20 protein-coding genes and 1 pseudogene are annotated in these 25,481 nt (G+C 65.1%); 6 read left to right on the top strand and 15 right to left on the bottom strand.

The features are described from left to right. Both ACJASC_RS16090 and ACJASC_RS16095 read right to left on the bottom strand, forming a co-directional pair. On the bottom strand, positions 1–715 hold a 715-nt coding region (locus ACJASC_RS16090; RefSeq protein WP_415146898.1), incomplete at its 3' end, for a cbb3-type cytochrome c oxidase subunit I. After that, entirely contained in the window at positions 712–1,584 is an 873-nt protein-coding gene (locus tag ACJASC_RS16095) for a cytochrome ubiquinol oxidase subunit II family protein (RefSeq protein WP_415146899.1), read from the bottom strand. The genes ACJASC_RS16095 and ACJASC_RS16090, both read right to left, overlap by 4 nt. A 660-nt stretch (positions 1,585–2,244) precedes the next feature. Here ACJASC_RS16095 and ACJASC_RS16100 point away from each other — a divergent pair. Beyond that, entirely contained in the window at positions 2,245–3,429 is a 1,185-nt protein-coding gene (locus ACJASC_RS16100; protein ID WP_415146900.1) for an MFS transporter, read from the top strand. Positions 3,430–3,619: 190 nt separating this feature from the next. Here ACJASC_RS16100 and ACJASC_RS16105 read toward each other — a convergent pair whose 3' ends face one another. Further along, positions 3,620–4,282: a Crp/Fnr family transcriptional regulator gene (locus ACJASC_RS16105; RefSeq protein ID WP_415146901.1), complete on the bottom strand. Its 663-nt coding sequence runs from the start codon at positions 4,280–4,282 to the stop codon at positions 3,620–3,622. Positions 4,283–4,524: 242 nt separating this feature from the next. Between ACJASC_RS16105 and ACJASC_RS16110 the strand changes: the two are divergent. Beyond that, a pseudogene (locus ACJASC_RS16110) lies at positions 4,525–5,028 on the top strand (YciE/YciF ferroxidase family protein); the annotation flags it as partial. Positions 5,029–5,184: 156 nt separating this feature from the next. On the opposite strand, the gene ACJASC_RS16115 reads toward ACJASC_RS16110, so the two are convergent. Further along, on the bottom strand, positions 5,185–5,898 hold the full coding sequence (locus ACJASC_RS16115; protein ID WP_415146902.1) for a Crp/Fnr family transcriptional regulator: 714 nt from the start codon (positions 5,896–5,898) through the stop codon (positions 5,185–5,187). A 436-nt stretch (positions 5,899–6,334) separates the two neighbouring features. Here ACJASC_RS16115 and ACJASC_RS16120 point away from each other — a divergent pair, with 436 nt between their 5' ends. Then, positions 6,335–9,400: a CheR family methyltransferase gene (locus ACJASC_RS16120; protein ID WP_415146903.1), complete on the top strand. Its 3,066-nt coding sequence runs from the start codon at positions 6,335–6,337 to the stop codon at positions 9,398–9,400. 31 nt (positions 9,401–9,431) lie between these two features. Here ACJASC_RS16120 and ACJASC_RS16125 read toward each other — a convergent pair whose 3' ends face one another. The 9 genes from ACJASC_RS16125 to ACJASC_RS16165 are packed head-to-tail and all read right to left on the bottom strand — an operon-like array spanning position 9,432 to position 20,018. Next, the gene (locus ACJASC_RS16125) at positions 9,432–10,178 is read right to left on the bottom strand and encodes a TIGR04290 family methyltransferase (RefSeq protein ID WP_415146904.1); all 747 of its coding nucleotides are present in this window, start codon (positions 10,176–10,178) and stop codon (positions 9,432–9,434) included. Further along, positions 10,175–11,218 carry a UDP-glucuronic acid decarboxylase family protein gene (locus ACJASC_RS16130; protein WP_415146905.1) on the bottom strand — a complete coding sequence of 348 codons (1,044 nt, stop codon included), beginning with the start codon at positions 11,216–11,218 and terminating at the stop codon, positions 10,175–10,177. The genes ACJASC_RS16125 and ACJASC_RS16130 overlap by 4 nt, the downstream gene beginning before the upstream one ends. Continuing rightward, positions 11,211–12,320, bottom strand: a complete 1,110-nt coding sequence (locus ACJASC_RS16135; protein WP_415146906.1) for a CgeB family protein — start codon at positions 12,318–12,320, stop codon at positions 11,211–11,213. The genes ACJASC_RS16130 and ACJASC_RS16135 overlap by 8 nt, the downstream gene beginning before the upstream one ends. After that, entirely contained in the window at positions 12,317–13,402 is a 1,086-nt protein-coding gene (locus tag ACJASC_RS16140) for a CgeB family protein (protein WP_415146907.1), read from the bottom strand. Before ACJASC_RS16140 ends, ACJASC_RS16135 begins: the two co-directional genes overlap by 4 nt. Then, the gene (locus tag ACJASC_RS16145) at positions 13,399–14,508 is read right to left on the bottom strand and encodes a CgeB family protein (protein WP_415146908.1); all 1,110 of its coding nucleotides are present in this window, start codon (positions 14,506–14,508) and stop codon (positions 13,399–13,401) included. Before ACJASC_RS16145 ends, ACJASC_RS16140 begins: the two co-directional genes overlap by 4 nt. Continuing rightward, a complete protein-coding gene (locus ACJASC_RS16150; protein ID WP_415146909.1) occupies positions 14,505–15,626 on the bottom strand; it encodes a glycosyltransferase in 1,122 nt (373 codons plus the stop codon). Before ACJASC_RS16150 ends, ACJASC_RS16145 begins: the two co-directional genes overlap by 4 nt. After that, entirely contained in the window at positions 15,623–16,915 is a 1,293-nt protein-coding gene (locus tag ACJASC_RS16155; protein ID WP_415146910.1) for a TIGR04295 family B12-binding domain-containing radical SAM protein, read from the bottom strand. Before ACJASC_RS16155 ends, ACJASC_RS16150 begins: the two co-directional genes overlap by 4 nt. After that, a complete protein-coding gene (locus ACJASC_RS16160; protein WP_415146911.1) occupies positions 16,912–18,921 on the bottom strand; it encodes an NAD-dependent epimerase/dehydratase family protein in 2,010 nt (669 codons plus the stop codon). The genes ACJASC_RS16155 and ACJASC_RS16160 overlap by 4 nt, the downstream gene beginning before the upstream one ends. Further along, positions 18,918–20,018: an NAD-dependent epimerase/dehydratase family protein gene (locus ACJASC_RS16165; RefSeq protein WP_415146912.1), complete on the bottom strand. Its 1,101-nt coding sequence runs from the start codon at positions 20,016–20,018 to the stop codon at positions 18,918–18,920. The genes ACJASC_RS16160 and ACJASC_RS16165 overlap by 4 nt, the downstream gene beginning before the upstream one ends. A gap of 479 nt (positions 20,019–20,497) precedes the next feature. On the opposite strand from ACJASC_RS16165, the gene ACJASC_RS16170 reads away from it, so the two are divergent. Genes ACJASC_RS16170 through ACJASC_RS16180 form a run of 3 tightly spaced genes read left to right on the top strand, consistent with a single transcriptional unit; the run spans position 20,498 to position 21,287 of the window. Further along, positions 20,498–20,716 (top strand): hypothetical protein, encoded by a 219-nt coding sequence (locus tag ACJASC_RS16170; protein WP_415146913.1) that lies wholly within the window; start codon positions 20,498–20,500, stop codon positions 20,714–20,716. Between the two features lie 53 nt (positions 20,717–20,769). Next, a complete protein-coding gene (locus tag ACJASC_RS16175) occupies positions 20,770–20,907 on the top strand; it encodes a hypothetical protein (RefSeq protein WP_415146914.1) in 138 nt (45 codons plus the stop codon). Next, positions 20,904–21,287, top strand: coding sequence for a hypothetical protein (locus ACJASC_RS16180; RefSeq protein ID WP_415146915.1), 384 nt, complete (start codon positions 20,904–20,906; stop codon positions 21,285–21,287). The genes ACJASC_RS16175 and ACJASC_RS16180 overlap by 4 nt, the downstream gene beginning before the upstream one ends. Before the next feature lie 500 nt (positions 21,288–21,787). On the opposite strand, the gene ACJASC_RS16185 is transcribed toward ACJASC_RS16180, so the two are convergent. After that, positions 21,788–24,070, bottom strand: coding sequence for an FdhF/YdeP family oxidoreductase (locus tag ACJASC_RS16185; protein ID WP_415146916.1), 2,283 nt, complete (start codon positions 24,068–24,070; stop codon positions 21,788–21,790). 163 nt (positions 24,071–24,233) lie between these two features. Further along, the gene (locus tag ACJASC_RS16190) at positions 24,234–25,127 is read right to left on the bottom strand and encodes an SDR family oxidoreductase (RefSeq protein ID WP_415146917.1); all 894 of its coding nucleotides are present in this window, start codon (positions 25,125–25,127) and stop codon (positions 24,234–24,236) included. Positions 25,128–25,481 lie beyond the last annotated feature (354 nt).

The following is a 25,481-nucleotide window of genomic DNA, read 5'->3' on the forward strand; positions in this document are numbered from 1 at the left end:
CCGGCGCGCGTTTCTTGTAGATCGTCACCGCGAAGTTCATCCCCGCCAGCGTCGTGCCCAGAGAGGACAGCGTCACCGCCCAGATCCAGTAATCGGGCCCGACATCGGGGCTGTAGCCGGTCTCGGTGAAGGGGGGATAGCCGCTCCAGCCGCCGATCGAGAACGGCGTGAGCAAGAGCGATGCCATGACGAGCGCCGCGCCCGCCGCGGTGAGCGCGAGGCTGACGGAGTTCAAGAGCGGAAAGGCGACGTCGCGCGCGCCGATCTGCAACGGCATGACGAAGTTGATGACACCGGTCAGGAACGGCATCGCCATGAAGAAGATCATGATCGTGCCATGGGTCGAAAACAGCTGGCCGAAATGCTCGGGGCTGAGAAACCCGCCCCCCAGACCCACCGCCTGCTGGGTGCGCATCACCGACGCCTCGGCCAGCGCCCGCGCCAGCATGACGAAGGCGAGCGCGATATACATGATGCCGATCTTCTTGTGATCGAGACTGGTCAGCCAGTCGCGCCAGAGGGCTCCCCAGAGGCTGTAGCGGGTCAGCGCCCAGACGGTGACCAGCGCCCCCAGCACCATGACCCCCGCCGCGCCGCTGGCGATGAGGCCGTTGATGATGCTCGACGCACTCGGATGCGCCACCATTTCCCAGAACGGCAGGGCGTTCCAGTCGAGCCGCCCCAGCGCGGCATCAAGAAACCCGGAGAGGGTCATTGCCCGGCCGCCCTGTCATGCGCGGCCATCGGGGCCTTGGCGGTTTCGGACATCACCCGCGCAAAGAGATCGTCCGGCAGGCCGCCGAACAGGATCTCGCCCCCTCGGCGGTCCAACGCGCGCGCGAGATCGGAGGCCACGCCCTCCCGGCCCAGGGCCTCCAGTGCCGCCGCGTCGAGGGCCGGTGCCGTCGCCGCATGTCGCGCCCAAGCCTCGAACGCCTCATCGTCCATCGCGACGGCCTCGAACTTCTGCATGTGAAAACCTTTGCCGTTGTATTGGGAGTTCTCGCCACCGAACCGCCCCGGCGCATCCGCCCCGAGATGCAGCCATGTCGACATGCCGCCCATGGCATAGATCTGACTGCCGAGCGCGGGGACGAAGAACGACTGCATCACCGTCGCCGAGGTGAGTTCGATCTCCAGCGGGCGCGTCGCCGGAAAGGCCAGCAGATCGACGCTGGCGATGCCGAGGTCGGGATAGAGGAACAGCCACTTCCAGTCGTATCCCACGGCCTGCACCCGCAGCGGATCGGCGTCCGAGACGAGCGGCGCATAGGGGTCGAGCCGCGTCGTGTTGATCCACAGCAACGCCGCGAGCACCGCCACCACCAGCGCCGGGCCGCCCCACAAGGCAACTTCCCATGCCCGCGAAAACGCCCATCTGGGCTTGTAATCCGCGCCGCCCCGGTCCCGGTAGCGCCAGATCAGCCATGGCGTCAGCGTCAACACGGGCAGGACGACCAGCGCCATCAAGGCCGTGACCAGCCAGAAATGCGTTCGCTGCTGCGCGGCCACCGGCCCCTGTGGGTCGAGGAATGTTTCGACGCCGCAGCCCGAAAGAAGCAGGAAGGCAGCCAGAGGGGGCATCCACCGGAGGAAACCGGCGAACGGATGTCTTCGCAAAGGGCACTTTACGAAGGCCGCTTCGGCATGCCGCGTCATGACGCGGCAACCGCTTCAGGCCGGTTTTTTCGTTGATACGGTCGGGCATGTTTCATCCCGGCATCACCTAGACGGGAACCAGCGGCATGAAAGAGACGAATTATCATGATCTTGGCCGGATCAAAACTTGATCGGGTTCAAGGCCCGGTCGGGGTTCTGTTTTGAGGATTACCGTGAGGATAATCCCGACGGTGTCCGGTCAGCATTGCGCGCCATGCCCAATGTATTGGCCAAGTCGCAATGACGCTAATCCACATCCTCATGAACCGGCGTTATCGGAAGTTGGTTGCGAAACGGTCTGCCATTCGCCTTTGATTGAGCCTCGGGGCTCGGATCATCTTGCCGCTGCCAAGGTTTCGGCGGGTTTGCGCGACCGCCTCGTCACACCCTTCGGGTTCGCCGTTCCTGGCGGGCGCGCCCGCGCCGCCGCCCTGTCCATCCCGAAGCAGCGATTAATCTTCGCGGGCCTGCGGGGGACGAGACAGCTGGGCCTGAATACCGCAAGGGTCGTGATCGAACATCGGGAACCCCACCCGGCGCGCCACGTTCCGCCTCGGAGCGTGCTATACCGCAAGGACCCCACGCATGACCGGCAGGCAGATCATCATGGCCGGATTTCTGGCGACCGCGGTGACCTACGGCCCCGCCCGGATGGGCTTCGGGCTGTTCCTGCCGCAGTTCCGCGAGGCCTTCGGTCTGGGGTCGGGGATGGCCGGTCTCATCGCCGGGGGCGCCTTTCTCGCCTATCTGCTCACGGTGCTGGCCGCGGGGCCGCTGACGGCCCGCTACGGCGCGCGCGTCCCGGTGCTGATCGGTGCCGCGCTCGCCTGCACCGGCATGGGTCTCGTCGCCGCGGCACCGAGCCTGCCCGTCCTCGCCGCCGGCGTGCTGATCGCGGGCGGCAGCGCGGGTCTGGCCTGGACCCCGTTCAACAACGCCGCCGCGCGCCATGTCGAGGAGGCCGCGCGCCCGCGCGCCCTGTCGATCGTCAGCACCGGCACGACCTTTGGCGTCGCCGCTGCCGGGGCGTTGGCGTTTGCCGCCGTGGCGACGGCCTTCGGCTGGCGGCTGGTCTGGGGCCTCTTCGCCGTGGCCGGGCTCGGCATGGGGATCGCCTCGGCCATCTGTCTGCGGGGCGCGACGCGTGGGGGCGGAGATGGCGAGCCGCTGGGCGCATGGCGGTCGCTGCTGCGATGGGACATCCTGCCCCTCGCCCTCGCCGCCTTTTCCTTCGGGCTGGGGGCTGCGGTCTGGTTTTCCTTCGCCGTGGATGCCGCGGCGCGCGCGGGGGCCGATCTGGGCGGCGGGACGACCGGGCCGCTGATGTTCTTGGCCTACGGGCTGGGCGGCGGTCTGGGGCTGGCCACCGGCTGGCTGGTCGAACGCTGCGGGATTGCGTGGCTGATCCGCGCGATCTTCGCCGCCGGCGTGGCCTCGGCCCTGCTCATCGCGCTGATCGCGCAGGCCGCGCTCGCCGCTCTGGGCTCGGCGATGCTGCAAGGGGCCGGGGTCATGACGATCAGCGCGCTGCTGTCGTTCTGGAGCGCGAAGCTCTTTCCCGAACTGCCCTCGCTCAGCTTCACGGCGGTACTGCTGGCGATGGCGCTCGGTGGCGCGATGGGGCCCATGCTGGCCGGCTCCGTTCTCGACGCCATCGGCAGCCGGGGCGTCTTTCTCGGCACGGCCGCCCTGCTCGCCGCCACGGGGCTGTGGCTCGGCCCGCGCCACGTGCCCTCCGAGGGGCGGGGCGGAGAGGCGATAGAAGCCTGAGGCTCTAGCGCGATCATGATCCATGCCGACACCGCGGCCGAGGTCGAGAAGCGCCGCAAGGCAGGTGGAAATGGCGTCCTGGCCGTCCTCCAACCTGAACTGTTGCACATCCCCCCTGGCCCACCGATACCGTCAGCTGGCGGCCCCTTCTTGAAGGCTCTTGAGCGCGATCCGACAAGACCGCCGGCTGTCATGTCTTGTTGCGAAAAGGCGCCAGCAGGCGCTCGTATCGACCTTCGGCCTGACCGTAGAATTCCCCGGCCAAGGACATCAGACCGTCGCGATCGCGGATCGCCACGCGGCCTCTGTTGCTTCGGATCAGCCCTGCGCCCTCAAGCTCGTGCAGAGTAACCGTCACGCCGGCCCTGCGGACGCCGAGCATCAGCGCCATGGTGTCATGAGTCACTTCGAATTCGTCACCGCCGACCCTGTCGCGATAGAGCAGCAACCAACGCGCCAACCGAACCACGAGCTTGGCACGGCTGGCGGCGAGCGACGTCGTGAAACTCTGCGAGATCAATGTAGAAACGAAATGGAGCATTCTGAGGCGAAAGACCTCCCTCTCCATCGCCGCGCGAAAATCTGCGGCAGCGATCCGCCAGCCGAACCCCGCCGACTGCATGACCGCATCCGACAGGCATGGTCCGGCGCCGAGAACGAGAGACAGGCCGACCAGGCCTTCGCGCCCGACAAGCGCGGCCTCGACGTTCGAGCCGTTGCGCCCCCGCGCGATCAGCGAGACCACCCCGTCTGTCGGGAAATAGGCATGGGTCGCGAACTGTCCGCTGCGCTCGAGCGACAGCCCCGTGGGAAGCCCCACAAACGACATGACCCCGCGCAGCTCCGACTGCATGCCCCGGGGCAATCCGCCCAGCAAGAGGTTCGAGGTGGTCTTTTCCAGCAAGTGTATTCAATCCAAGATCGACCGCCCGACAGGGCCTCTGCCACCCCGATCGATACGTATATTTCCAGCGGCCTGCCGGACCTCTAGCAGCGCCGGAAACAGGAAACCAAGGCCTCGCTGCGCCCCTGTACGAGTTCGCACCCATTCTGTTTGAGGCCGGCCCTAAGAAACGCCTCGGCCATTTAAATTGAATGTCTTACATTCCGGTACAGCGAATAGATTTTTCAGGAAATGAAGAAGTACCAAATCGTACGCCGCTCCGATCGGTCTGGACCTCGCATTCAAGATTAACGTTTCATTGTCTTCGGGACACGCGGGCTTCGCCGGCATGGGACCATGTCGGAGAGGATCATGTTTCAAGTGTTGTGTTTTGCGTCGTATGTGACATCCCGAACCGGCTCTTGAGAGTCGCTCATAGCCTCGCGTTACAGCGCGGGCCTGCAGGAACGGGCGGTCCCCGCGTCGGTCGTTCCTGTCCCCACCGGCAACACCGAATAAACAGCCGAGTGGCATCTTTCAAAAAGGATATCAGCACGCCGAACGATCTGTTCGCGCAGAGGCTGCAAGACATCTGTCACGCCGAGAAGCAGATCGAGACCGCCTTGCCGAAAACAATCGAGACGGCAGGCTCGCCTGAGCTCAGGCAGAGGTTCGAGACGCATCCGCAAGAAACCCGCCGACAGGTGGAGCGTCTCGACAAGGTCCGAGGGGCATGGATAAAGCCCCAAGGCTGCAACCCCAAGGCGATCCGGGATGCGGTGTCCGCGCGTCCGGGCCGCCTGCCAAGGTGCGGCTCACGTCGGACGACCCGACGGGAGCCACAGCACGGATCAAGGCGGCGCGGGGACGGCTCAGGCGGTCTGGTTCTCGGGCAAAAGCCGGCGGTAGTGCGCTTCGGGTCCGCCATAGAACCCGTCGGTCACCTCCATCAGCCCCTCGCGGTCGCGGATCAGCACGCGCCCACGGGTCGAGCGGATCAGCGCGCCTCCTTCGAGTTCGTGCAGCGCCACAGTGACACCGGCGCGCCGCACGCCCAGCATCAGCGCCATGAAATCATGGGTGAGTTCGAGTTCGTCGCCGTTCGTGCGGTCATGGCACATCAGCAGCCACCGGGCGAGCCGGATCTCGAGCTTGCCCCGGCCATAGGCCAGCGCCGTGCCTTGGATCTGGACCATGACGGTATAGGCGTAGCGCAACAGCCAATCGCGGCACGCCGGGTCATCCATGAGCCGCCGCATGGCCTCGGCCTCTATCCGCCAGCCGGTGCCACCGACCTGCATCATCACGTCGCTGGTACTTCGGTCGTCGTTGAATATAAGCGGCAGCCCGGTCATGCCTTCGCGTCCGACAAGTGCCGCCTCGATATTGAGACCGCCCCTCTCGCTCGCCACGATCGAGGCGATGCCGCTTGTCGGGAAATAGGAGTACTCCACCGGCCGATCGCGTCGTTCGAGAGACATACGCGCCGGAAGCTCCATGAAACTGAGAGAGGCCCGCAGCTCGGCCTGCACCGAAGCGGGCATGCCCCTGAGCAGCAGGTTCGACTCGATCGATACATGGGTCATGCGACCTTCTCTCGTATGGGGGCGAGAGGGTTCAAAGACTCCCGGCGACCGAGCCCATCTGTGACGGCGGCCGATTGTCGTATCCTAACGGGTCCATTTCTCTTTCCCAACACAATCCGCGTGAAATCGTACGAAACCGTACTGACATATGAAGATGTCCGCTTGGCAGGCCTTTTGCAGTCTGGTGTAAGAACATTTCGTTTCAGTCGGTTAGATATGCCCAACTGACCAGTTGGCACCCGGAATATACAAGGATCACCGGTCCACTTCGAGTGTGCAGACCGGGCATTCGGGACTACATGGGGGGAGACCGGCACGCGCATCCGGCACCAGACCACCCCCTTGCCCGTTCCTGCTCTTGTAAGGTTGGCCCGCAAAGATCCCAGAGCGCCATTCGAATGGCCGATACCGGCTTTTGCCCCAAGAAGGTTCGATAATGACTTCAGTTCAGCCCCTCATCGTGGGTATTGGCGCTTCGGCCGGGGGAATCCCCGCGCTCGAAGGGTTCTTCCGTGCGCTTGAGCCGGACTGTGGCCTGGAATGCGGCATGGCCTTTGTCATCGTGACGCATCTGAGCCCGGATCGCAAAAGCCTCCTGCAGCAAATCGTGTCGCGTTACACGAAGATGCCGGTTCTGAGCGCCGCCGATGGCCAGCGGGTCGAACCCGAGCACGTCTATGTCATGCCGGAAGGCAAGTTCATGACGATCCGCGACGGCGTCCTGCGGCTGCATCCCGACGACCCCGCCAATCGCGAGCGCAAGCCCGTCGACGTGTTCTTCGGGGCCTTGGGCGAGGATCAGGGCGAACGGGCGGTGGGCATCGTGATGTCCGGCGGCGATTCCGACGGCACGCTCGGGGTCAAGATCATCAAGGAACATGGCGGCATCACCATCGGGCAGGGCCGCGACGGCTCGGCTCCGGTCAACGCCTCGATGCCCGAAAGCGCCCGGGCCGCAGGGGGCATCGACTTCGTGGACTCGGTCGAACGAATGCCGGCGCGGCTGCTGCAGATCCGGAACGGCACCGGCAGTCCCAGGGCCTTCGAAGTTGAAACGACAAGGCAGATCCAGCAGGAGATCGCACAGATATTGCGCAGCCGGATGGGCCGCGATTTCTCGGGTTACAAGAGCAAGACCTTCATGCGGCGCGTGGCGCGCCGCATGAAGGTGGTGCAGGTCACCGAGCCGCAGGACTATCTGCAACGGCTGCGCGAGGACCCGTCCGAGGTGTCGGATCTGTTCCGCGACCTGCTGATCAATGTGACCGGGTTCTTTCGCGATCCCGAGGCGTTCGAGGCACTGCGCGATCAGGTTCTCGGGCCCCTGTTCGACGGGCGCGGCGCCGACGAGACGATCCGGATCTGGGTGCCGGGCTGCGCCACCGGCGAGGAGGTCTATTCGCTCGGCATTCTCCTGCAGGAGACGATAGACGATCTCGCGCATCCGCCGCGGGTGCAGATCTTCGCCACCGATATCGATGAGGAGGCGCTCGGCGTGGCCCGCGCCGGCCGCTATCCCGAGCCGCTGCTCTCGGGCGTCGGCCCCGAGCGGCGTAAGCGCTTTTTCCGCAGCGACGGCGCGGCGCTTGTGATCTGCAAGGCGGTGCGTGACATGTGCATCTTCTCGCCGCACAGCGTCATCGGCGATCCGCCGTTTTCGCGCATGGATCTGGTCTCCTGCCGCAATCTCCTGATCTACATGGGCTCGGCGCTGCAGGACCAGGTGATCCCGACCTTCCACTACGCGCTCAAGCCCGGCGGCTACCTGTTCCTCGGCAGTGCCGAGGGGGTCAGCCGCCAGGCGCATCTCTTCGGCGCGGTCGACAAGAAGAACCGGATCTTCCAAAGCCGCGGCCATGACGCAACGCCGCGCCGACTGCCGATGTCGGTCGACTGGCTCGCGCTCAAGCACTATTCCCCCACTGGCACCCGTCGGGCCACCAGTTCGAGTGACCGGCCGCTGCGCAGACTGGTCGAGGCGCAGGTGCTGGAGCGTCACGCCCCGGCGCATGTGGTCGTCACCGCCGACGGCGAGATCACCTTCTATTCAAGCAATACCGGCCGCTATCTCGAGGCGCCCCGCGGCGCGCCGAACCGCGACCTGATCGACACGGCCCGGCGTGAGCTGCGCATCGACCTCCGTGCGGCCCTGCGGCAGGCGCAGAAGTCCCTCCGCCCGGCCACCCGTCAGGTGATGATGCTTGAGAACGAGGGGCATGACGGCTTTCTCGTGGAAATCGTGGTCGAGCCGCTCGATTCCGCGGTGGAGCCCGAGCCGCTGTTTCTGGTGCTGTTCAAGTACCTGTCGGAGGCGCAGCCGCTGCTCGAACAGATCGAGGCCGCCGCCCCTGATGAGGGGCAGGAGGCGGTGGAGCGCGAATTGCGCGAGCTGCGCGAGCGACTGCAATCCACGATCGAGGAGTACGAGACGGCGCTGGAGGAGCTGAAATCTTCGAACGAGGAACTCGTCTCGGTCAACGAAGAGGCGCAATCCACCAATGAGGAACTGGAGGCGTCGAAAAAGGAGATGCAGTCGCTCAACGAGGAGCTGACCACCATCAACGCCGAGCTGACCACCTCGGTCGAGGAGCTGGACCGCGCAAATTCCGACCTGCAGAACCTCTACGCGGCCACGGAAATCGCCACCATCTTCATGGATGGCCAACTGGTGATCCGCAACTTCACCCCCGCTGCCTCGGCCTTCTTCAACCTTCGGGCCAGCGATGTCGGCCGGCCTTTGACCGATCTGGCCGGGCGGCTCGACTTCCCGGAGCTCGAAGCGCGGGTGCGCGAGGTGTTCGGCACCGGCGAAGGGTACGAGCACCGGCTCTCACCCCCGGACGGGGACCAGCATTACCTGGTGCGCCTGATGCCGTATCGCGACCACGGCGAGGGCATCGGCGGCGTCGTGGTCACCATCGTCGAGGTCTCGTTTCTGGCCCATGCCGAGCGGCAACAGAAGATGCTGCTCGTCGAGTTGAACGACCGAATCCGCACCATGCTGACCGCGGCCATCGACATGGCCCGAAACACCGGCCAAGGCGCGGGGTCGCTCGACGAATTCTCCGATCGTCTGGTCGGACGGTTGCACGGCATGGCGCAGGCCTACGAGCTGCTCATCGAGACCGAGTGGACGACGGTGCCGATCGATGCGCTCGTCCGGACAGGGCTTTGCGGGATCGATCCCGCCCGCGTCGAGATGTCCGGCGAGGAGATCCGGCTGCGCCCGAGGCAGGCGCTGCAGCTCGGCCTGATCCTGAACGAACTGGGCTTGGAGGCCGGGCGCGGCGGATTGCGCGAGGGCGAAGCTCTGGTGATCGCATGGCGGCTGGAGGAGGGGTGGATGATCCTCGACTGGCAGCAGCGCGGCGGATTGGCCGCCGGGATGACGCATCGCATTGAGGCGCTCACCACGCGGATCACCGCTCTTGGCGGCCTGGGAGAAATCAAAGACACGGCAGATGGCCCCCTGTTCGAGCTGCGCCTGCCGCTGGAGATCTGAAGCACGCGACGTCCGCGGTTCCCCGGACGGATCACATCATGGCGATCATGGGCGGTGGGTCGACATGGGGCGGCCGAGCCGTGCGGCGGCACAGGTAGACCTCGGGTTCGGGTCTGATCTCTATGGCGAAACCGGCACTACGCAGCATCGCGGCGGTCGCGGCGCCGTTCGGGACGAACCAGTTGGTCGGATCGCCGGCATAGCCGTGTTCGATGAAATGCAGCTTTGGAAACTCGGCGCGGGTGAAAATCTCGTGCTCTTGGAAAGGATAGTCGAGAGCCGCGTCGAAATCCTCCGGTGCACCGCGCTGCATGGATTGGAACAGCAACTGGTCGCCGGCAACATGCTCGTGGATCAGGTCGAGCGCCAGCATGGGATGGCGCAGGTGGTAGAACACGCCCATGAAGATCACCAGATCGAAGCGCTCTCCCAGCTGGCCCACCCCGTAGACGGACATCTCGCGCAGTTCGATATCCTCGGCGCCGGCCACCTCGAAGACCAGCCGCGCCTGAGCGAGGTAACGCGGGTCGCTATCGATCGCCAACACCCTGCCCGCCCCCCGACGCTTCATCTCGAGAGAGTAGAACCCCGCATTGCAGCCGATGTCGAGCACGCTGCGGCCCTCCAGATCCTCGGGCAGGACGTCGGCGAAGCCGGCGAACTTGCAGGCGGGGTAGTCGCCGAGAAAATGATCGCGGGCCGTCTGCACCCCCTCGAGATCGATGTTGTGAAACCACGGATCGAGCGCCCGGATCCGCTCTTCAATCGCGCCGCTCACCACGGCACCCCGGACAAAGGGGCGGCATCATGCGTTGCGGTCGTCGGCCGAAAGGCCGGTCGCGGCAGCGGCGCGTCGGACACCTGCCGAAAATGGGAGATCGTGTCTCGCAGCCCCTCCGATAGCGGGATGCGCGGCGTCCAGTCGAGAAGCGCCTGCGCACGGGAGATGTCGGGCCGGCGGCGACGGGGATCATCCTGCGGCAAAGGCTCGAACACCAGTTCGGAGAGCGACCCGGTCAGAGCAAGCACCTGCTCGGCCAGTTGCAGGATGGTGAATTCCCCGGGATTGCCGAGATTGACCGGCTGGCCCGGATTGGGCGCGACTTCCATCAGCGCCACGAGGCCCGCGCAGAGGTCCGAGACGTGGCAGAAACTTCGGGTCTGCGTCCCGGTGCCGTAGATTGTCAGCGGTCGCCCCTCCAGCGCCTGAATGATCAGGGTCGAGACGATGCGTCCGTCATCGGCCTGCATCCGTGGCCCATAAGTGTTGAAGATCCGCGCCACCCGCGCGTCCGCCCGGCCCTGCCGCAGCCGGTCGAAGCACAACGTCTCGGCCGCGCGTTTGCCCTCGTCGTAGCAGGCGCGCGGGCCGGTGCAATTGACATGGCCCCAGTAGTCCTCGCGCTGCGGATGCTCCTCGGGGTCCCCATAGACCTCCGATGTCGAGGCCTGCAGCAGCCGCGCGCCGTGAAGCTCGGCCAATGCCAACAGGTGATGGGTGCCTATCACGCTGGTCATCATCGTGTGGGTGGGATCCGCCTGATAGCGCTTGGGCGAGGCCGCGCAGGCCAGGTTGTAGATCCTGTCCAGTGGCGGCCCGATCTCGAGCCGCGCGCAGATGTCGTGTTCGATGAGTGCGAAGCGGGGATGGTCGATCAGACCCGCCAAGTTGGTGCGTGCGCCGGTCAGGAAGTTGTCGACGCATGTGATGAGGTCACCTTCGCGCAGCAACTTCTCGCACAGGTGCGACCCCACGAACCCGGCGCCGCCGGCCACTAGGACATGGTGCCGGTATGGCGGATGAGTGTCGTCACGCATGATCGATCTCCATTGTCCTGCGATGGTTCGTCGGGCCGGCCGGTTCCAGCATCCGGGCCAGCTGCGCCGAACGCGCCGCCCCGGTGTGATGCTCGAGCACGATACGCCGGGCCCGGTCGGCGATCCGCTGCCGCGCCGTCTCGTCCCGCGCTTCGAGCAGCGCCACCACCTGATCGGTGCCGTCGGCGATCTCGATCGCCCGCCCCTCGGGAAACAGCTCATCAAGCCCGCGCCAGCGATCCGAGATGATCGGCGTGGCGCAGGCGGCGGCCTCGAACAGCCGGACGCTGGGCGACCATCCGGCCGCCACCATGTCGGCCCGCGTGACGTTGAGGGTCCAGCGCTGCCGGCTGTAGAAGCCAGGATGCGCCTCTGGCGGCAGGTGGTCGATCCGCTCCACATTGGCGGGCCAGTCGATGTCGTCGGGATATTGCGGCCCCGCCACGACGAAGCGATGGTCCGGCAGGCGGCGTGCGGGCTCGATCAGGAGCCGCTCCAGCACTGGCTGTCGGTCTGGGCTGTAGGTGCCCAGATAGCCCAGATCCCAGACCGGAGCCGCCCCGGTGGGGGCGTAGCGATCGGCATCGACCGAGCAGTAGAGCGCCTCGGCCCGCCGGGCGCGCCAGTCGCGCTCAAGCCCGCGCAGCACCTCGCCGCCCGAAAAGGACAGGTAGATGTCGAAGCCTGCAATCTGCCGCGCGGCGAGGTATTCCTCGTCGCCTCGCCGCAGTTTGGCCAGCGTCACAGGCGTGTCGATGTCGTAAAAGCACAAGCTACGGGGCCCGATTGCGGCCAGCGCGTCGATCAGCGTGACGCCCTGCGGGACATAGGAGCCGACGATCACTGCGTCCGCCTCGCGCAGACGCCGCGCGTGACGCTCCAGCACGCCCGGCAGGTCGTCGTAGAGTTCGAATTCGCAGAAGTCGGGCGCAGGCAAGTCGCGCTGGGTCGCGTACCACGGCATGTCGCGCTCCAGAAAGAGCACCCGGTGTCCCTGCGCCGCGAGGCCGCGCAGCAGCCCCCGATAGGTCGTGGCGTGGCCATTGCCCCATGAAGAGCTCAGGGAGAGGCCGAAGATGACGATGGCGAGCGGTTTGGTCATTGTGCGGGCACCCCCTGTCTTGCGTGGCGGAAGAGCGCGTCGGCCTGCGTCGCGCGGTGACGGTAGGTGTGCTGCGAGAGCACTCGCTCCAACGCGGCTCGTCCGATCCCGGCCGCGCGCTCGGTGGTGAGGTCGCGCAGCTGCTCTGCGACCTCCTGCCCGTCTCGCGCCACCAGGATCTCGCAGTCGGGTGCGAAGAACATCTCTATTCCCTCCCAAGCGTCTGTGATCAGGCAGGCGCCCGCCCCCGCCGCCTCGAAGACTCGCGTGGCGGGTGAAAACCCGGTCGCGGCCATGCTGTCGCGGCTAATGTTGAGCACGGCGCGGGAGCTGCGGTTGAAGGCGTTGTGGTCGCAAGTGCCGACATGTCCGAGATAGTCGACATTGCCGCTCATCTGCTTGTCTGCCCAACCCGAGCCGCCCAGCACGAAGCGCTGCCCCGGAAGCATCGCGGCCGGTCCGAAGAAGAACGCATCGACCCGCGCCTCGCGATCCGGGAGCCGGTTGCCGAGAAAGGCGAGGTCGGCGCGGAAGCGGTCCTCGGGCGCCACCGGGTGATGGGTGTCGGGATCGAGCGCATTGTAGATCGGGTGGCAAGCCCGTGCTCCCAGCCCGCGATAGGCTTCGACAACGGCGTCGCCGCCGCCATAGGTCAGCACCATGTCGAGACAGGGCAGCGCGCGGCGCAACGGGTGGGCCTCGTCGGTCCGGATCTCGGTCAGCGTCGCCGGGGCATCGACATCCCAGAAGAGGCGCAGCGCGCCGGGCCGCGCCTTGGCCATCGCCTGCTCCAGCAGCGCGTCATCGGCGTAGCCGACGCCCGAAGCCTTGACCACGATGTCGGCGCGGGCGGCTTCGTCGGTCACGCGGGCCACCGCCTCCGGCGTGGCCTCGTAGACGACCGAGCGGCACCAGTCGGGGGGCTCGATGTCGCGATGCGCCTGACGGTCATAGGCATCGGGTTCGTAGAATGTGACCTCGTGGCCCAGTTCGGCCAAAGCCTTGAGGATCCCGCGGTAATAGGTGGCAGCGCCGTTCCAGTAGGAGGAGAGCAGGCTCGATCCGTAGAATGCGATTCTCATGTGGCCACCTCCGCGATGGATCTGGTCGGGGCAAGTTCGCGCACGATGCTCAGCAGTTCCTCCACCCTGTGGCGGCAGGTGTGACGCGCCCGGATCGTCTCGAGTCCGTTGCGCGCCAGCTCCCCGGCGAGATCCGCGTCCGCCAGCACCTGGCCAATCTGCCGCTCCATCTCCGCGCCGTCGGCAGCAAAGAGAAAGTCGGTGCCGGGCCGGAACAGCCCCTCCCGATCCTCCCATGGAGCGGAAACGAGGGGGATGCCGCAGGCCAGCGCTTCGAACGGGCGGATGGTCGGAATGCCGGGCAGCGCCTCGACATAGGGTCTGCGCGGCACATGCACTGTCACGCGGTTGCGCGCGAAGACCCGGGGCACGTCGGCGTTGGCGAGCCAGCCGCCATAGGCGATTCCGGCCCGCTGCAACTGCTCCAGCGCCGTGTCGGGATAGCGCACGCCGCAGACATGCGCTCTGAGACCGAGCCGCTCCACCGGGCCGATCAGGAAGCGGTCAAGCTCCTCGCTGCGCTCGCCATCCCCCCAATTGCCGATCCAGACCAGATCGTCTTCTCGCGCGATCTCCGGGTGCGGTCGAAATAGCGCCACGTCGGCGGCCTCATGCCAAGTAAAGACCTGCCGACCCCAGCCGCGCGCCAGATAGCGCTCGCGCAAGGCCTCGCCGAAGGCGAGCACACCGTCGTAATCCTCCAGCGGCATCGCTTCGATCTCGGCCTCGGAAGAGACGGCCCTGTGATGGGTATCGTGGAACAGCAGCAGGAACTCGGACTCCCGCCGCAACCGGCCGATGCGGCGCATGAGATCGGGGTCGGTCCATTCATGGACGATGACGACATCCGCGTCCGTAAGAGCGGATGCGTGGTCGAAACCTGCACCATAGCTGATGGAACGCAGTTCGGGGAATTGTGCGGCAAAGACCGCTTCGGCGTCGGGCCTCTGACGCTTGAGATTGGCGCGGCTCCAGCCCTCTTCCGGCTCGAGCGCCAATGGGTCGTGACCCGCGGCGATCAATTCGCGCATGACGCCTCGCAGGAAATGGGCATTGCCGTGGTTCCAGTCGGAAACCAGCGAATGGGTGTAGAACAAGAACTTCAATGGATTGCCCCCATGACAGTCTCGGATTTCGAGTGGTTCGGCAGGCTACGCAATCGCTCGTAGAGGCCGCGCATTCGGCGTGCCTGTCGCGCGGGTGCGAAATCTCCCGCTCTTTCCAGCGCTGCGGCCCCGAGCCGCCCGCGCAGATCCGCGTCCCGCGCAAGGCGATTGGCCGCCGCCGCCAGAGCGGCTGGATCGCGCGGATCGGCGAAGAGCGCCGCTTCGTCCCAAAGCTCGCGGTAGGTCGGGATGTCGGCCAGTACCAGCGCCGCGCCGGCCGAGGCTGCCTCCAACGCCGCCAGGCCGAACGGCTCGTAGAGCGACGGCGACAGAAATACCCCGGCGCGCGCCGCGACGGCGCGCAGCACCGGGTGACCGACGCTTCCCTCGGCCTGCGCGTGGTTGAAATGCGCCTGCTGGCCCTGCGGCCCTTTCAGTGCGCCAAAGGCCTTGAGCGGCCAGTTCATCCGGGCTGCGGCGGCGTCGAGAGCGGCGGCGTTCTTGCCCTCGTCCCACCAGCGGGCCGCCGCATAGGCGAAGGGGGCCTTCTGCGTGACCGCCGGAATCGATGTCGCCGCGTTGGGCACCACCTCGACCGGCCGCTGCAAACCGTAGCAGAGAGTCACCAGATCCGCATGCGCCTGGCTCGGCGCCACCAGCAGGTCAGCCCTGCCCAGTCCGCGGGCATTGAGTTCGCGTAGCCAGTTCCAATCCGGCGGTAGCTCACTGCCCTTCACCGCGCGAAACCAACTCGGCACGCAGCTATGCGACATCGCCAAGACCGGAATTTGGGTCTCCAGCCCGGCCGCCTGGCTGGGCAGGTTGAGGTGGATGAGCGCCGCGCCGATCCGGTCCGCCAGATCGGCGATCCGGTGCGGCACGGCCATGAGCGCCTCCGGCCCATCTGCCAGCCAATCGAGCGGCAGGTCGGACCAGTGCAGGTCCACATACCGCTCGGCCTCGCGCCGGGCGTAGGGAGCCGGCTGCGGACCGAAGCCCAAGAGCGACACTTCGACCCCTTCGCTCGACAAGGCGCGCGCGAGGTCGAGGGAGAATCGCCAGACGCCGCCGACCGCGTCGCCGGTCATCAGCAGCTTGAGACGGGGCGCGTGCTTCATCCGCAACACCTCCGCTCCAGCTCGGGCAGGCTGCGCGGCGCCTGTTCCTGAATGTCGCTGAACTGGTCGAAGGCCGCGAGGTAGTGCGCATGCGCTCGCTCCCAAGCCTTGTCATCCGGCAAGCCCCAGAGCGCGCGGTAGCTCGGCGAGCTGGGATAGGGATAGAGCGGCACCGGCTCGTTGGCCCACACCCCGTGATCGATGAGGTGGCCGCGCCAGTGATCGACGAGGGCCGGGTCGTCCTCGACCACGCCGATCAGATTGGCCTGAACGAAAGGCACGTGCCGGCGCGCCTCGATCAACAGCGCGGCAAGCTCGGGCGTGTCGAGCCGGCAGCGCTTGGCAAGCTGCTCGCGCCCCTCGGCGGTAAGGCTTTCGAGGCCGGCCTCGATCGAGACGCATCCAGCGCGGCCCAGCAATTCGAGCAGCGGCGGCTTCCACAGGTCGATCCTCGTCTGCACTCCGAACTGCACGTCACGCCCGACCAGCGCTTCGAGCAGCGCCTTCTGCGGCAAGAAGATCTCGTCGATGAAGTAGATGTAGCCCACGCCCTGCGCGATGAGCCCGTCGATCTCCTCGAGCACGGAGCCGATCTCGCGACGGCGATAGGCGTCGCGGAAATCGATCTTGGCGCAGAAGCTGCATTCATAGGGACAGCCGCGAGAGGCTTCGACCTCCGCGCCGACGCCATGGCGCGGCAGCTCGTCAAAACGGTGGTGGTGATGGGCGTGGCGCGCGATCCAGTGATCCGGCCAGCGCAGCGCCGGATGATCGACAAAGCGGCTGACCGCCTGCGGCCCGGTCGAGACCAGTTCGCCATCGCGTAGCACCGCCGTTCCGGGCACGGCGGTCCAATCCTCGCGCCCCGCGAGCTCGGCCAGCACCTCTTCGCTTTCACCGCACACCACGAGGTCCACGCCCAGCTTGCGCAGGGCCGCCCCCGGCGTGGCCGAGCCATGCGGGCCGACCGCCACGCGTCTCCCGCCGCGCCCGGACAGCCGATCAAGGAAATCTCGCGGCACCCGCAATTCGGGCGGGGCGCAGCGCCAGAAAAGATAGGTCGGCGCTGTGGTGACCACGGTCATGCTGGGGCCGAAATCGGCGACCCGCTCGGCCATTTCCGCGTTCGACAGCCCCTCGATCTGGCCGTCGAGCATCAGCACCTCGTGGCCGTCGCGTTCGAGCAATACCTTGGCAAAGCCGAGTTCGATTGGCAGATGCGGCTCGCGGCAGCCAAAATAGATCGAGCCTTCGTAGTTCCATGCGGGATTGACCAGCGCCACCTTCATGCCGAGATCCTCTCCTGCCCATATCCTTCGGGAAGCGCATCGAAGCGGTGCCGCGCGAGCCAGTGCCACAGCTCGGTCACGCCATCGCGCCAGCCGGTCCGACGCCGCCAGCCCATGACAGTCTCGAAGCGCGTCGTGTCGGCCACGAAGTAGAGTTGGTCGCCGGGACGGGTGCGATCGTGCCGTACATCCACCGCGCGTCCCGACAATCGCCCGATCTCGTCGAGCAGCATGTTGAGACTGATCGCGTTTTCCGGCCCGCCACCGAGATTGAAGGCCCGCCCCGAAACCGCATCGATGCCATCGAGCGCCGCGCGATAAGCGGCGACGGCATCGCCCACATGCAACACGTCGCGCACTTGGCAGCCATCGCCATAGATGGTGATCGGCTGGCCAGCGAGCGCGCGCAGCAGGAAATGTGCAACCCAGCCCTGATCCTCGGTCCCAAACTGATGCGGCCCGTAGATGCAGCTCATCCGCAGAACCGCCGCCGGGATGCCGAAGGATTTGGCGTAATCGAGCACATATTGGTCCGCGACGCCCTTGGAACATCCATAAGGGGTGCAGAAGTCGAGCGGCCTGTCCTCGGCCACGCCGTGGGCGCGCAGATGTGGATTCTCGGGCAAGTATCGATTGCCCTGCCGCAGCATCCCGAGGTCCGCGAGATCGCCATAGACCTTGTTGGTCGAGGCGAAGACCACCGGCATGCCGCCTGCGCGCCGCAGCGCCTGCAACAGGTCCAGCGTGCCGCGGGCGTTGACGTCGAAATCCTGCACTGGATCGTCGAGGCTGGTGGTGACGGCGGTCTGCGCCGCGAGATGCACCACCCCCCGCGCGCCTTCCAGTGCCGCGTCGAGCGCGCCGCGCTGCCGAATGTCGGCCACGGCGGGGTGAATGCGGGGCCCATGCGTTTCGCGCAGCCAGGCGAGGTTTTCCTCCGCTCCGGGCCGCGAAAGATTGTCGAGCACCACCACCGGATCGCCATCGGCGGCGAGGCTGTCGGCGAGGTTGGCCCCGATGAAGCCGCAGCCGCCGGTGACGACCACCGGCCGTCCGGAAACGCGCTTCGGGCGCGGCGCCGCGAGACAGGCCACCTCGTTCAGCCGGGCCATGCCACCCGACTGTAGCAGCCGCGCCACCAGCTTAGGCCGGTTCGCGCCGTCGGTCACACCGAGGTGGTAGTGTCGCGGATCGAACCACAGCCCTTCCTGCACTGCCACGTCCTGCGCCACGTCGCGCCAACCATACCAGTAGAGCCGTTCGGCGGGGGCGCGGGCCGCGTCGAGAAAACGTTGCAGCTGCCCTAGCTCGTCATGGTTCCAGGTCGAGTAGCCGGCTTCAGTGATCCAGATCTCGCAGTCAGGCGCGTGCCGACCGACGATCTTCCGCGCCTCGACCAGATGCGCGTCCCAGCCAAGCCAGCTGCCCTCGGCGCTGTCCCACGTGCCGGGAAAGCCGTGCAGCCCAACTGCGTCCACCATGGCGAGCAACCCGCGCCGCCCGAAGATGTCGAGCAGCACCGGGTCGAACGGGCACGGCCCGCCGAGTGCGACGCGGAACCCGCGCTGGCGCACCCAGTTGGCGGCGTCGCCCACCATCTCGGTAAAGAGCAGATGCTCGGGATCCTCGCGCCAGTCCCAGTCGAGCAGGTTGTTGGGTTCGTTCCAAAGCTCGACCGTCTCAATATGCGCCCCGTGCCGGGTCAGCATCAGGTCGATGAAATCGGCGTAGTCCCGCAGCCGCTCTGGTGCGCCGGAGCTGCGGCCAGTGCGCGAGATCGACGGCGGCGTGTAATGCACGCAGACCATGAGGTCGAAGGCCGCGCCGAGCCGGGGCAGCAGCCAGTCGTACCAATCGGCTCCGTCCGGCTCATGCCACTCCGCCCATGACAGCTGGGTCCGCAGCCGCCGCACCCCGGCTGCCTTCATGCCGGCGACCGCCTCATCGACATGCCGCGCGTCGCCCTTTCGGAACCACTCCACGTAGCCGGGGACCTGCTCGCTCATGTCACCAGACCCCGCGCTTCGAGTTCGCTGCGCATCTGCGCCCCGCGATCCACGGATGTTTCGGCACGGATCCATGCGGCCAGCTCGCAGAGGCTATCCTCGAGCCTGTGTTGCGGTGAAAAGCCCAAGAGTTCCCGCGCCTTGGACAGGTCGGCGAAGCAATGTCGAATGTCGCCGATCCGAGCCCGGCTGAGGATCTCGGGCGACAGCTCCGGTACCCCCATGGCGCAGGCCAGCATCTCGGCCACATCGGCGATGGCATAGGAGCGGCCGCTGCCGATGTTGATCACCTGCCCCGCAGCGGAGGGCGCCTCCATGGCCAGACGGAAGCCCCGCGCCACGTCGCGCACATGCACGAAATCCCGCTTCTGGCGGCCATCTTCGAAGATCGTGGGCCGTTCGCCATTGGCGAGGCGAGAGCCGAAATTGGCGAGCACCCCGGTATAGGGGTTGGACAATGCCTGACCGGGCCCGAACACGTTGAAAAGCCGCAATGCCACCGTCTCGACCGGATAGGCCTCGCCGAAGATCAGGCAGGCCCGCTCCTGCGCGTATTTGCTCAGTGCGTAGATCGAGGCGAGATCGACGGGTTTCGTCTCATCGGTGGGGATCGGCTTGAGCGGCTGCCCGTCTCCCTCCCGAGGGTCCCAAGCGCCGCTCCGGATGTCTTCCGGCCTGCGCCGCGCCTTGCCCACGACGCAGCCCTTGGCATCGGTGTAGAGGCCTTCGCCATAAACGCTCATTGACGAGGCCACCACGAGACGGCGGACCGGGCGGTCGATCAGTGCTTCGAGCAGCACGGCGGTACCCAACTCGTTGACGCCGACATAGCGAGCGATCTCGTACATCGACTGTCCGACCCCGACCTCGGCGGCGAGATGGAACACACCTTCGACGCCATCCAGAGCCTTCTCGACCACGGCCTTGTCCCGAATATCTCCCCTGATCAGCTCCACACCGGAGGGCAGTTCCGGCTCCGCGTCGCCATGAACTTGATCGATGAGGTTATCGAGAACACGGACCTCATGACCAAATTCCAGCAACTCGCCAACCAAGGCCCTTCCGATAAAGCCACAGCCTCCTGTTACCAAATGCATTGTCGCCCCCTGCATCTTGTTCTTCGCTTCAAACAGAGCGATCACATAGATGTTCCATCGGCGATATTTAGCCTATGCCTTTGAATTAGAGGAGTGCGTGTCTGGGAGAGGCGATTCGGCAATCAGGGTTCCGGCTTTGGGTATTCGAATTACTCAACATCCACAGGGAAGCGACCGGAACGGTGGTTCAGGCGGAGGGGATCGTCTGCGCCGAACACAGGGAAGTTTTGGAGTGAGTCAAGAGATATTCATGTACCTTTTCGAACCGTCATTCTCGTCGAACTGGCACTCCTTTTCCAAGTTATTATAATAAGAACTGCCGCAGGAGGGGATGAGCAGACCAGAAGCGCCAAACTGTACAGGCTGGTACGTTGGCTTGATCCGAATCTGCAATATTCCCCATATATATTGTGCAAGCCGTTCGGAAGCGTGCGGTCTATCGCCTGCTGAGATATCTCCGTCATAAGGAGGACGTGCCAATGAGCAGATTTTCCGAACTCAGGTTCGGGACCAAGCAAGAGCGGCTTCGCTTTGAATCCTTGGCTATCGTTCTGGAAGCGCACCACGACAACGTCGATGCCCGCATGCGTCATTGCCGTGAGGCGGCCGGTATCCTCAGGCAGATGATCGGATACCTCGAAACCCTCGAGAGTGAGATCTACGGAAGCGGTTCCGAAGTGCTGAGAGTCCCGCGTTGAACCGCGCAGCACCAGATCTTCGACACTCGGAGCCCTCATCATACGCTAGGGAAATGATCCTCGACTTCATGGCGGATGCCCTGAAGGACATGCTGCGCGCGCATGACGAGCCGACAGCTTATCTGGCACGCAAGTCGGCACGCGAAGCACTGCGGGCATACGGCTTCATCGAAAGGAGAGGTTCGGGATGACTGACAGGGAAGATAAACTGGCGGATGCCGTAAAGCAGGAATTCCCCAGCCTACCTGTGGCCGGACGCTTCGAGCCCGGCGCCAATCAACAGGCTGATCATGTTACCGTCAGCGATCAGCGAGGAGGCGTCTGGGAGATTTCCCTTTTCAGCCGCGCAACGTTTCGCCAACGCGAGAGATTGCTGCGAGATCTCGCAGCGGCCGCAGAACGCTGCCGTATCAAAACCCGGGACCGGCTTGGATATCAAGAAATCCTGGCATTCAAGGTCACGAGATTGAAGACGCCCGATGGCCCCGGACAACCAGCAAAGTTACGGCTGCATGCCACGCCTCGAAAGCGAAATGTTACCCTCAGTTCAGAAAACCACTTAGACAAGTAAAGCCAAATTCACCGAAACATGAACGCCATACGTTACTGGCCTTTGCTGCGTGAACCTGCATAGGCTATGGTTTTACCTGCGCAGCCTAAAAACCCATCCCATCCCGGAGCGAGCGCACACCTCTGCGAGATGGAAATACGGCGTACTACGCTTAGCAAGGAATGGCAGCGACCGTTCTCTTGCTGGAGTTTTGATCCCGAGAAAGGTGGGACCGAGATGTTCATGCGCATTCGAGAGTGGTGACGTCAGTTGCTTTCGTTCCTCTCGAGGCAAGATGAAGGACCGGCATAATCCACACCCTCCGTGCAAACGGAGGAAATGTCATGATGAAAACGAAGCCCGCCTCCGCCCGAAGACAGAGCTGCTCAACCTTGTGGCCGCAGCGGCAGATATGAAACCCATGTGGCACGCGTCGGCGATCTGGCCGGAGAGTTCTTAGCGTTCGCGCTTGCCGTAACCTCCTGATCTCGATGATATCGGCAAATGGTCCTCGACCTACGTTAGATTCTGATCCGCACTGGTACGCCTTTGCAGGCCGGGGTCTTCGACAGCTCGTCATGATAGTCGACTGGCACCAGCGGGTTGGTTTCCGGATAGTAGGCCAGCACCGTGTCGTCGGGCAGATCATAGGCGATGACCCTGAGCCCGCCGACCTCGCGCGTCTCGCCGTCATCGATGGCGCAGGAGAGCGTCACCTCCTGCCCCTCGGTGAGACCGGCCTTGGCAATCATCTCGGGGTTCATCATCACCACCTTCCGGTCGGTCTTGAGCCCGCGCAGCCGGTCGTTGAAGCCGTAGATCGTGGTGTTGAACTGGTCGTTCGAGCGGACGGTGACGAGGGTGTAGCTGTCCTTGTCCGGCACCTGCCCCAGCGCCGAAAGCGTCTTGGGCGCGGTGAAGATCGCCTTGCCGGTCTCGGTCTTCCAGGTCCGCTCGCGCGCCGGGTTGCCCTTGTAGAAGCCGCTCGCCGTGAACAGGCGCGCGTTGAAGTCGGTGAACTTGTCGGGATAGGTCTCCTCGATCAGGTCGCGCACAAGGGCATAATCCCCGACCCATTCGTCCCACTTCACCCTGGGGTTCGGCTCCAGCGTCGCCTTAGCAATACCTCCCACGATGAAGGGCTCGGAGCGGACCATCTTCGAGGCAGGCTCGCGCTTGCCCTCGCTGCCATGGATCATCGATAGGCTGTCCTCCATCGACACCACCTGCGGCCCCGTCGCCTGCATGTCGAGCTCCGAGCGTACGAGGCAGGGTAGCAGCCAAGCCTCCTTGCCCACGAGCGTGTGGCTGCGGTTGAGCTTGGTCGCGATCTGCACGTTGATCTCCAGATCCTGCCATGCCGGATCGGCGCGGCCCTGATCGGGGATCGCGCGGGCAAAGTTGCCGCCCAAGCTCACGAAGCCCTTGATCGAGCCGTCGAGGATGCCCTTCACCGCGTCGACCGTGGTGGTGCCCTCATCGCGCGGGCTCTTGAAGCCGAACATCTCGTCGATCTTGTCGAGCGGCACCAGCTCGGGCTTTTCCGAGATGCCGACGGTGCGCTGGCCCTGCACGTTGGAGTGACCGCGCACCGGCGAGATGCCCGCGCCCTCTCGGCCGATATTGCCGCGCATCAGCAGCAGGTTCACATACATCGCGATGTTGAGGCTGCCATGCACGTGCTGTGTCAGGCCCATGCCGTAGATGCCGATCACCTTCTCGGAGTTGCAGTACATCTCGCCGACCTCGGCGATGTCCTCGTGCCTGAGCCCCGAGACCCGCTCGATATCGGCCCAGTCGATCTCGCGGATCTTCGCCTCGAACTCAGGCCAGCCGGAGGTGTGCTGAGCGACGAACTGACGGTCGATAACGCCGCCGCCCTGCTCGTCATCGACCTCGAAGACGCGCTTGCACAGCCCCGCCAGGACGGCGACGTCCGACCCGGGCTTGAGCTGCAGGTAACGATCCGAGATCACCGTCTCCCTCCCACCCAGCATCTCGACCGGGTTCTGTGGGTCACGGAAGGTGACGAGACCGGCCTCACGCACGGGGTCAAAGGTGACGATCTTGCAGCCGCGCTTCTTGGCAGCCCGCAGAGGGTGCAGAAAGCGCGGGCTGTTGGTGCCGGTGTTCTGGCCGAAGAACAGGATCATGTCGCAATGATCGAAATCCGACAGCACACAGGTGCCGACCGGGCTGCCGGTGACCTTCTTGAGACCGACGCTGGTGGTCTCGTGGCACATGTTGGAGCTGTCGGGCAGGTTGTTATGCCCATAGAGTCGCGCGAAGAGCTGGAACATGTAGGAGGTTTCAAGCGCGGCGCGGCCCGAAGTGTAAAACACCGTTGATTTCGGATCGAGCGCCTTCAGCTTCGCGCCGATTGCCGAGAACGCCTCGTCCCACGTTGTCTCGGCATACTTGTCGCTGGCCGGGTCGTAGCGCATCGGATGCGTCAGCCGTCCCTGGATCTCGAGATCGTAATCGGACCAGGTGCGCAATTCCGACACGGTATGACGGGCAAAAAACTCGGGGGTACAGCGGTCGCGCGTGAGATCCCACAGCGTCGCCTTGGCGCCGTTCTCGCAGAACTCCGCAATGTGCGGGTTCGGCGGCTTGGTCCACGCGCAGGAAGTGCACATGTGACCGCCGGGCTTGTTCTGCCGCATCAAGGTTTCCATCACCCCCGCCGAAGGACGTTCCTGACCCATGTGTTTGGCGATGCTCTTGAGCGATCCCCAGCCTCCCGACGGGTGATCGTAATACGGCAGGTCCTCGCGCTGATGGGTTTCCTTGCGATCGGTCATGAGGAGCTCCTCCGGTTATCCCCGCGCGCTTAGCGGCAGCGTTCTGGCCAACGATAGGCTGGCGCGAGCGTTCCTAGATGTCTGCCGACAGTACGAAAACGCCCCAATCAAAAGGTAGAGCACAGGCAGGTCTGCGATCCCTCCGACCGAGGCGCGAAGTTACTCAGGCGATCCCTTGCCCACCCGTGACACCATAGACTTCACCTGTAATATAGCTGCCTTCCTGGGAAGCCAGCAGCACATATACCGGCGCGATTTCCGCTGGCTGCCCGGGGCGGCCGAATACCGTCGATTGACCGAAATGCGCCACCTTCTCTTGCGGCGCGCCACCACTAGGGTTGAGCGGTGACCAGAACGGCCCCGGTGCTACGGCATTCACGCGGATCCCTTTCTCGACAAGTTCCTGCGAGAGCGCTTTGGTAAAGGCCACGATCCCCGCCTTGGTCGTGGCGTAATGCATGATGGAAGCCGAAGGATCATAGGCCTGGATCGAAGCGGTGGTGACGATCGCACCTCCCGGCGGCATGAGGCGTGCCGCCTCCTGCGTAATCCAGAAAAGCGGATAGAGATTGGTCCGCATCGTGCTATCGAAATCGTCGGTCGTGATCTCATCAAAGGACGAAAAGGATTTTTGATGGGCGGCGTTCACGACGAGAATGTCGAGCCCGTTCAATTCTGCAGCCGCCTGCGCAGCGAGGCCGCGGGCATATTTCTCTTCGGTCTGATCACCCGGCAGCGTGACAGCTTTGCATCCAGCATCTCGGATCAGGGTCACCACCTCCTCCGCATCCGCACGCTCCTCGGGAAGATGCGCGATAGCCACGTCCGCTCCCTCACGGGCATAAGCGATGGCCACGGCCCGCCCAATCCCGGAGTCGCCACCCGTGATCAGCGCCTTGCGCCCTTTCAACCGTCCCGACCCCCGGTAGCTGGCCTCACCATGATCCGCAGGAGGTTCGAGCCGGCTGGCCAGCCCAGGCGCAGGCTGCGGCTGCTTGGGAAAGGGCGGTGCGGGATATTGAGCGCGCGGATCCTGCATCTTCGGGCGTTCGGTCATATCGGTCTCCTTTCAAGAACTCGCCAGCGCTCAGACGCCGGTTGGGATCTGACCGTTTAACGATGCCGGAGGATAGTTGTTCGAGCCATACTCCACACTACCGTGCTGCTGACCCGGCTGTTCTGGGAGGAAGGGGCGGCCTGACGGTATGAGCACGCGGGGCCAAGGCCGGCGATGCCGGTCGCAACCGAATCCTCCGCCTGGGGGCCTCGGATGCCCTAAGGCCCGCGGTCGTGTCTCGAATGTGGTGGAATTTCCCGGCGGCGTTCTCCGAGCCTGTGAAAGTTCGGCCCTTCAGGCGGCGAGGTCAAGGTGCATGGGCTCGAGAGGCTGAGATAGGGTTTCCCAGCCGTC

It is taken from the genome of Limimaricola cinnabarinus, from assembly GCF_047631075.1.
Classification (GTDB): Bacteria; Pseudomonadota; Alphaproteobacteria; order Rhodobacterales; family Rhodobacteraceae; genus Limimaricola; species Limimaricola cinnabarinus.

Excerpts from the sequence above, each read along its gene's own strand:
- ACJASC_RS16165 (WP_415146912.1), bottom strand. The coding sequence starts at position 20,018 with ATGCATTTGGTAACAGGAGGCTGTGGCTTTATCGGAAGGGCCTTGGTT.
- ACJASC_RS16100 (WP_415146900.1), top strand. The coding sequence starts at position 2,245 with ATGACCGGCAGGCAGATCATCATGGCCGGATTTCTGGCGACCGCGGTG.
- ACJASC_RS16120 (WP_415146903.1), top strand. The coding sequence starts at position 6,335 with ATGACTTCAGTTCAGCCCCTCATCGTGGGTATTGGCGCTTCGGCCGGG.
- ACJASC_RS16190 (WP_415146917.1), bottom strand. The coding sequence starts at position 25,127 with ATGACCGAACGCCCGAAGATGCAGGATCCGCGCGCTCAATATCCCGCA.
- ACJASC_RS16170 (WP_415146913.1), top strand. The coding sequence starts at position 20,498 with ATGAGCAGATTTTCCGAACTCAGGTTCGGGACCAAGCAAGAGCGGCTT.
- ACJASC_RS16185 (WP_415146916.1), bottom strand. The coding sequence starts at position 24,070 with ATGACCGATCGCAAGGAAACCCATCAGCGCGAGGACCTGCCGTATTAC.
- ACJASC_RS16095 (WP_415146899.1), bottom strand. The coding sequence starts at position 1,584 with ATGCCCCCTCTGGCTGCCTTCCTGCTTCTTTCGGGCTGCGGCGTCGAA.
- ACJASC_RS16130 (WP_415146905.1), bottom strand. The coding sequence starts at position 11,218 with ATGCGTGACGACACTCATCCGCCATACCGGCACCATGTCCTAGTGGCC.
- ACJASC_RS16135 (WP_415146906.1), bottom strand. The coding sequence starts at position 12,320 with ATGACCAAACCGCTCGCCATCGTCATCTTCGGCCTCTCCCTGAGCTCT.
- ACJASC_RS16180 (WP_415146915.1), top strand. The coding sequence starts at position 20,904 with ATGACTGACAGGGAAGATAAACTGGCGGATGCCGTAAAGCAGGAATTC.
- ACJASC_RS16140 (WP_415146907.1), bottom strand. The coding sequence starts at position 13,402 with ATGAGAATCGCATTCTACGGATCGAGCCTGCTCTCCTCCTACTGGAAC.
- ACJASC_RS16105 (WP_415146901.1), bottom strand. The coding sequence starts at position 4,282 with ATGCAGTCGGAGCTGCGCGGGGTCATGTCGTTTGTGGGGCTTCCCACG.
- ACJASC_RS16115 (WP_415146902.1), bottom strand. The coding sequence starts at position 5,898 with ATGACCCATGTATCGATCGAGTCGAACCTGCTGCTCAGGGGCATGCCC.
- ACJASC_RS16160 (WP_415146911.1), bottom strand. The coding sequence starts at position 18,921 with ATGAGCGAGCAGGTCCCCGGCTACGTGGAGTGGTTCCGAAAGGGCGAC.
- ACJASC_RS16175 (WP_415146914.1), top strand. The coding sequence starts at position 20,770 with ATGATCCTCGACTTCATGGCGGATGCCCTGAAGGACATGCTGCGCGCG.
- ACJASC_RS16155 (WP_415146910.1), bottom strand. The coding sequence starts at position 16,915 with ATGAAGGTGGCGCTGGTCAATCCCGCATGGAACTACGAAGGCTCGATC.
- ACJASC_RS16150 (WP_415146909.1), bottom strand. The coding sequence starts at position 15,626 with ATGAAGCACGCGCCCCGTCTCAAGCTGCTGATGACCGGCGACGCGGTC.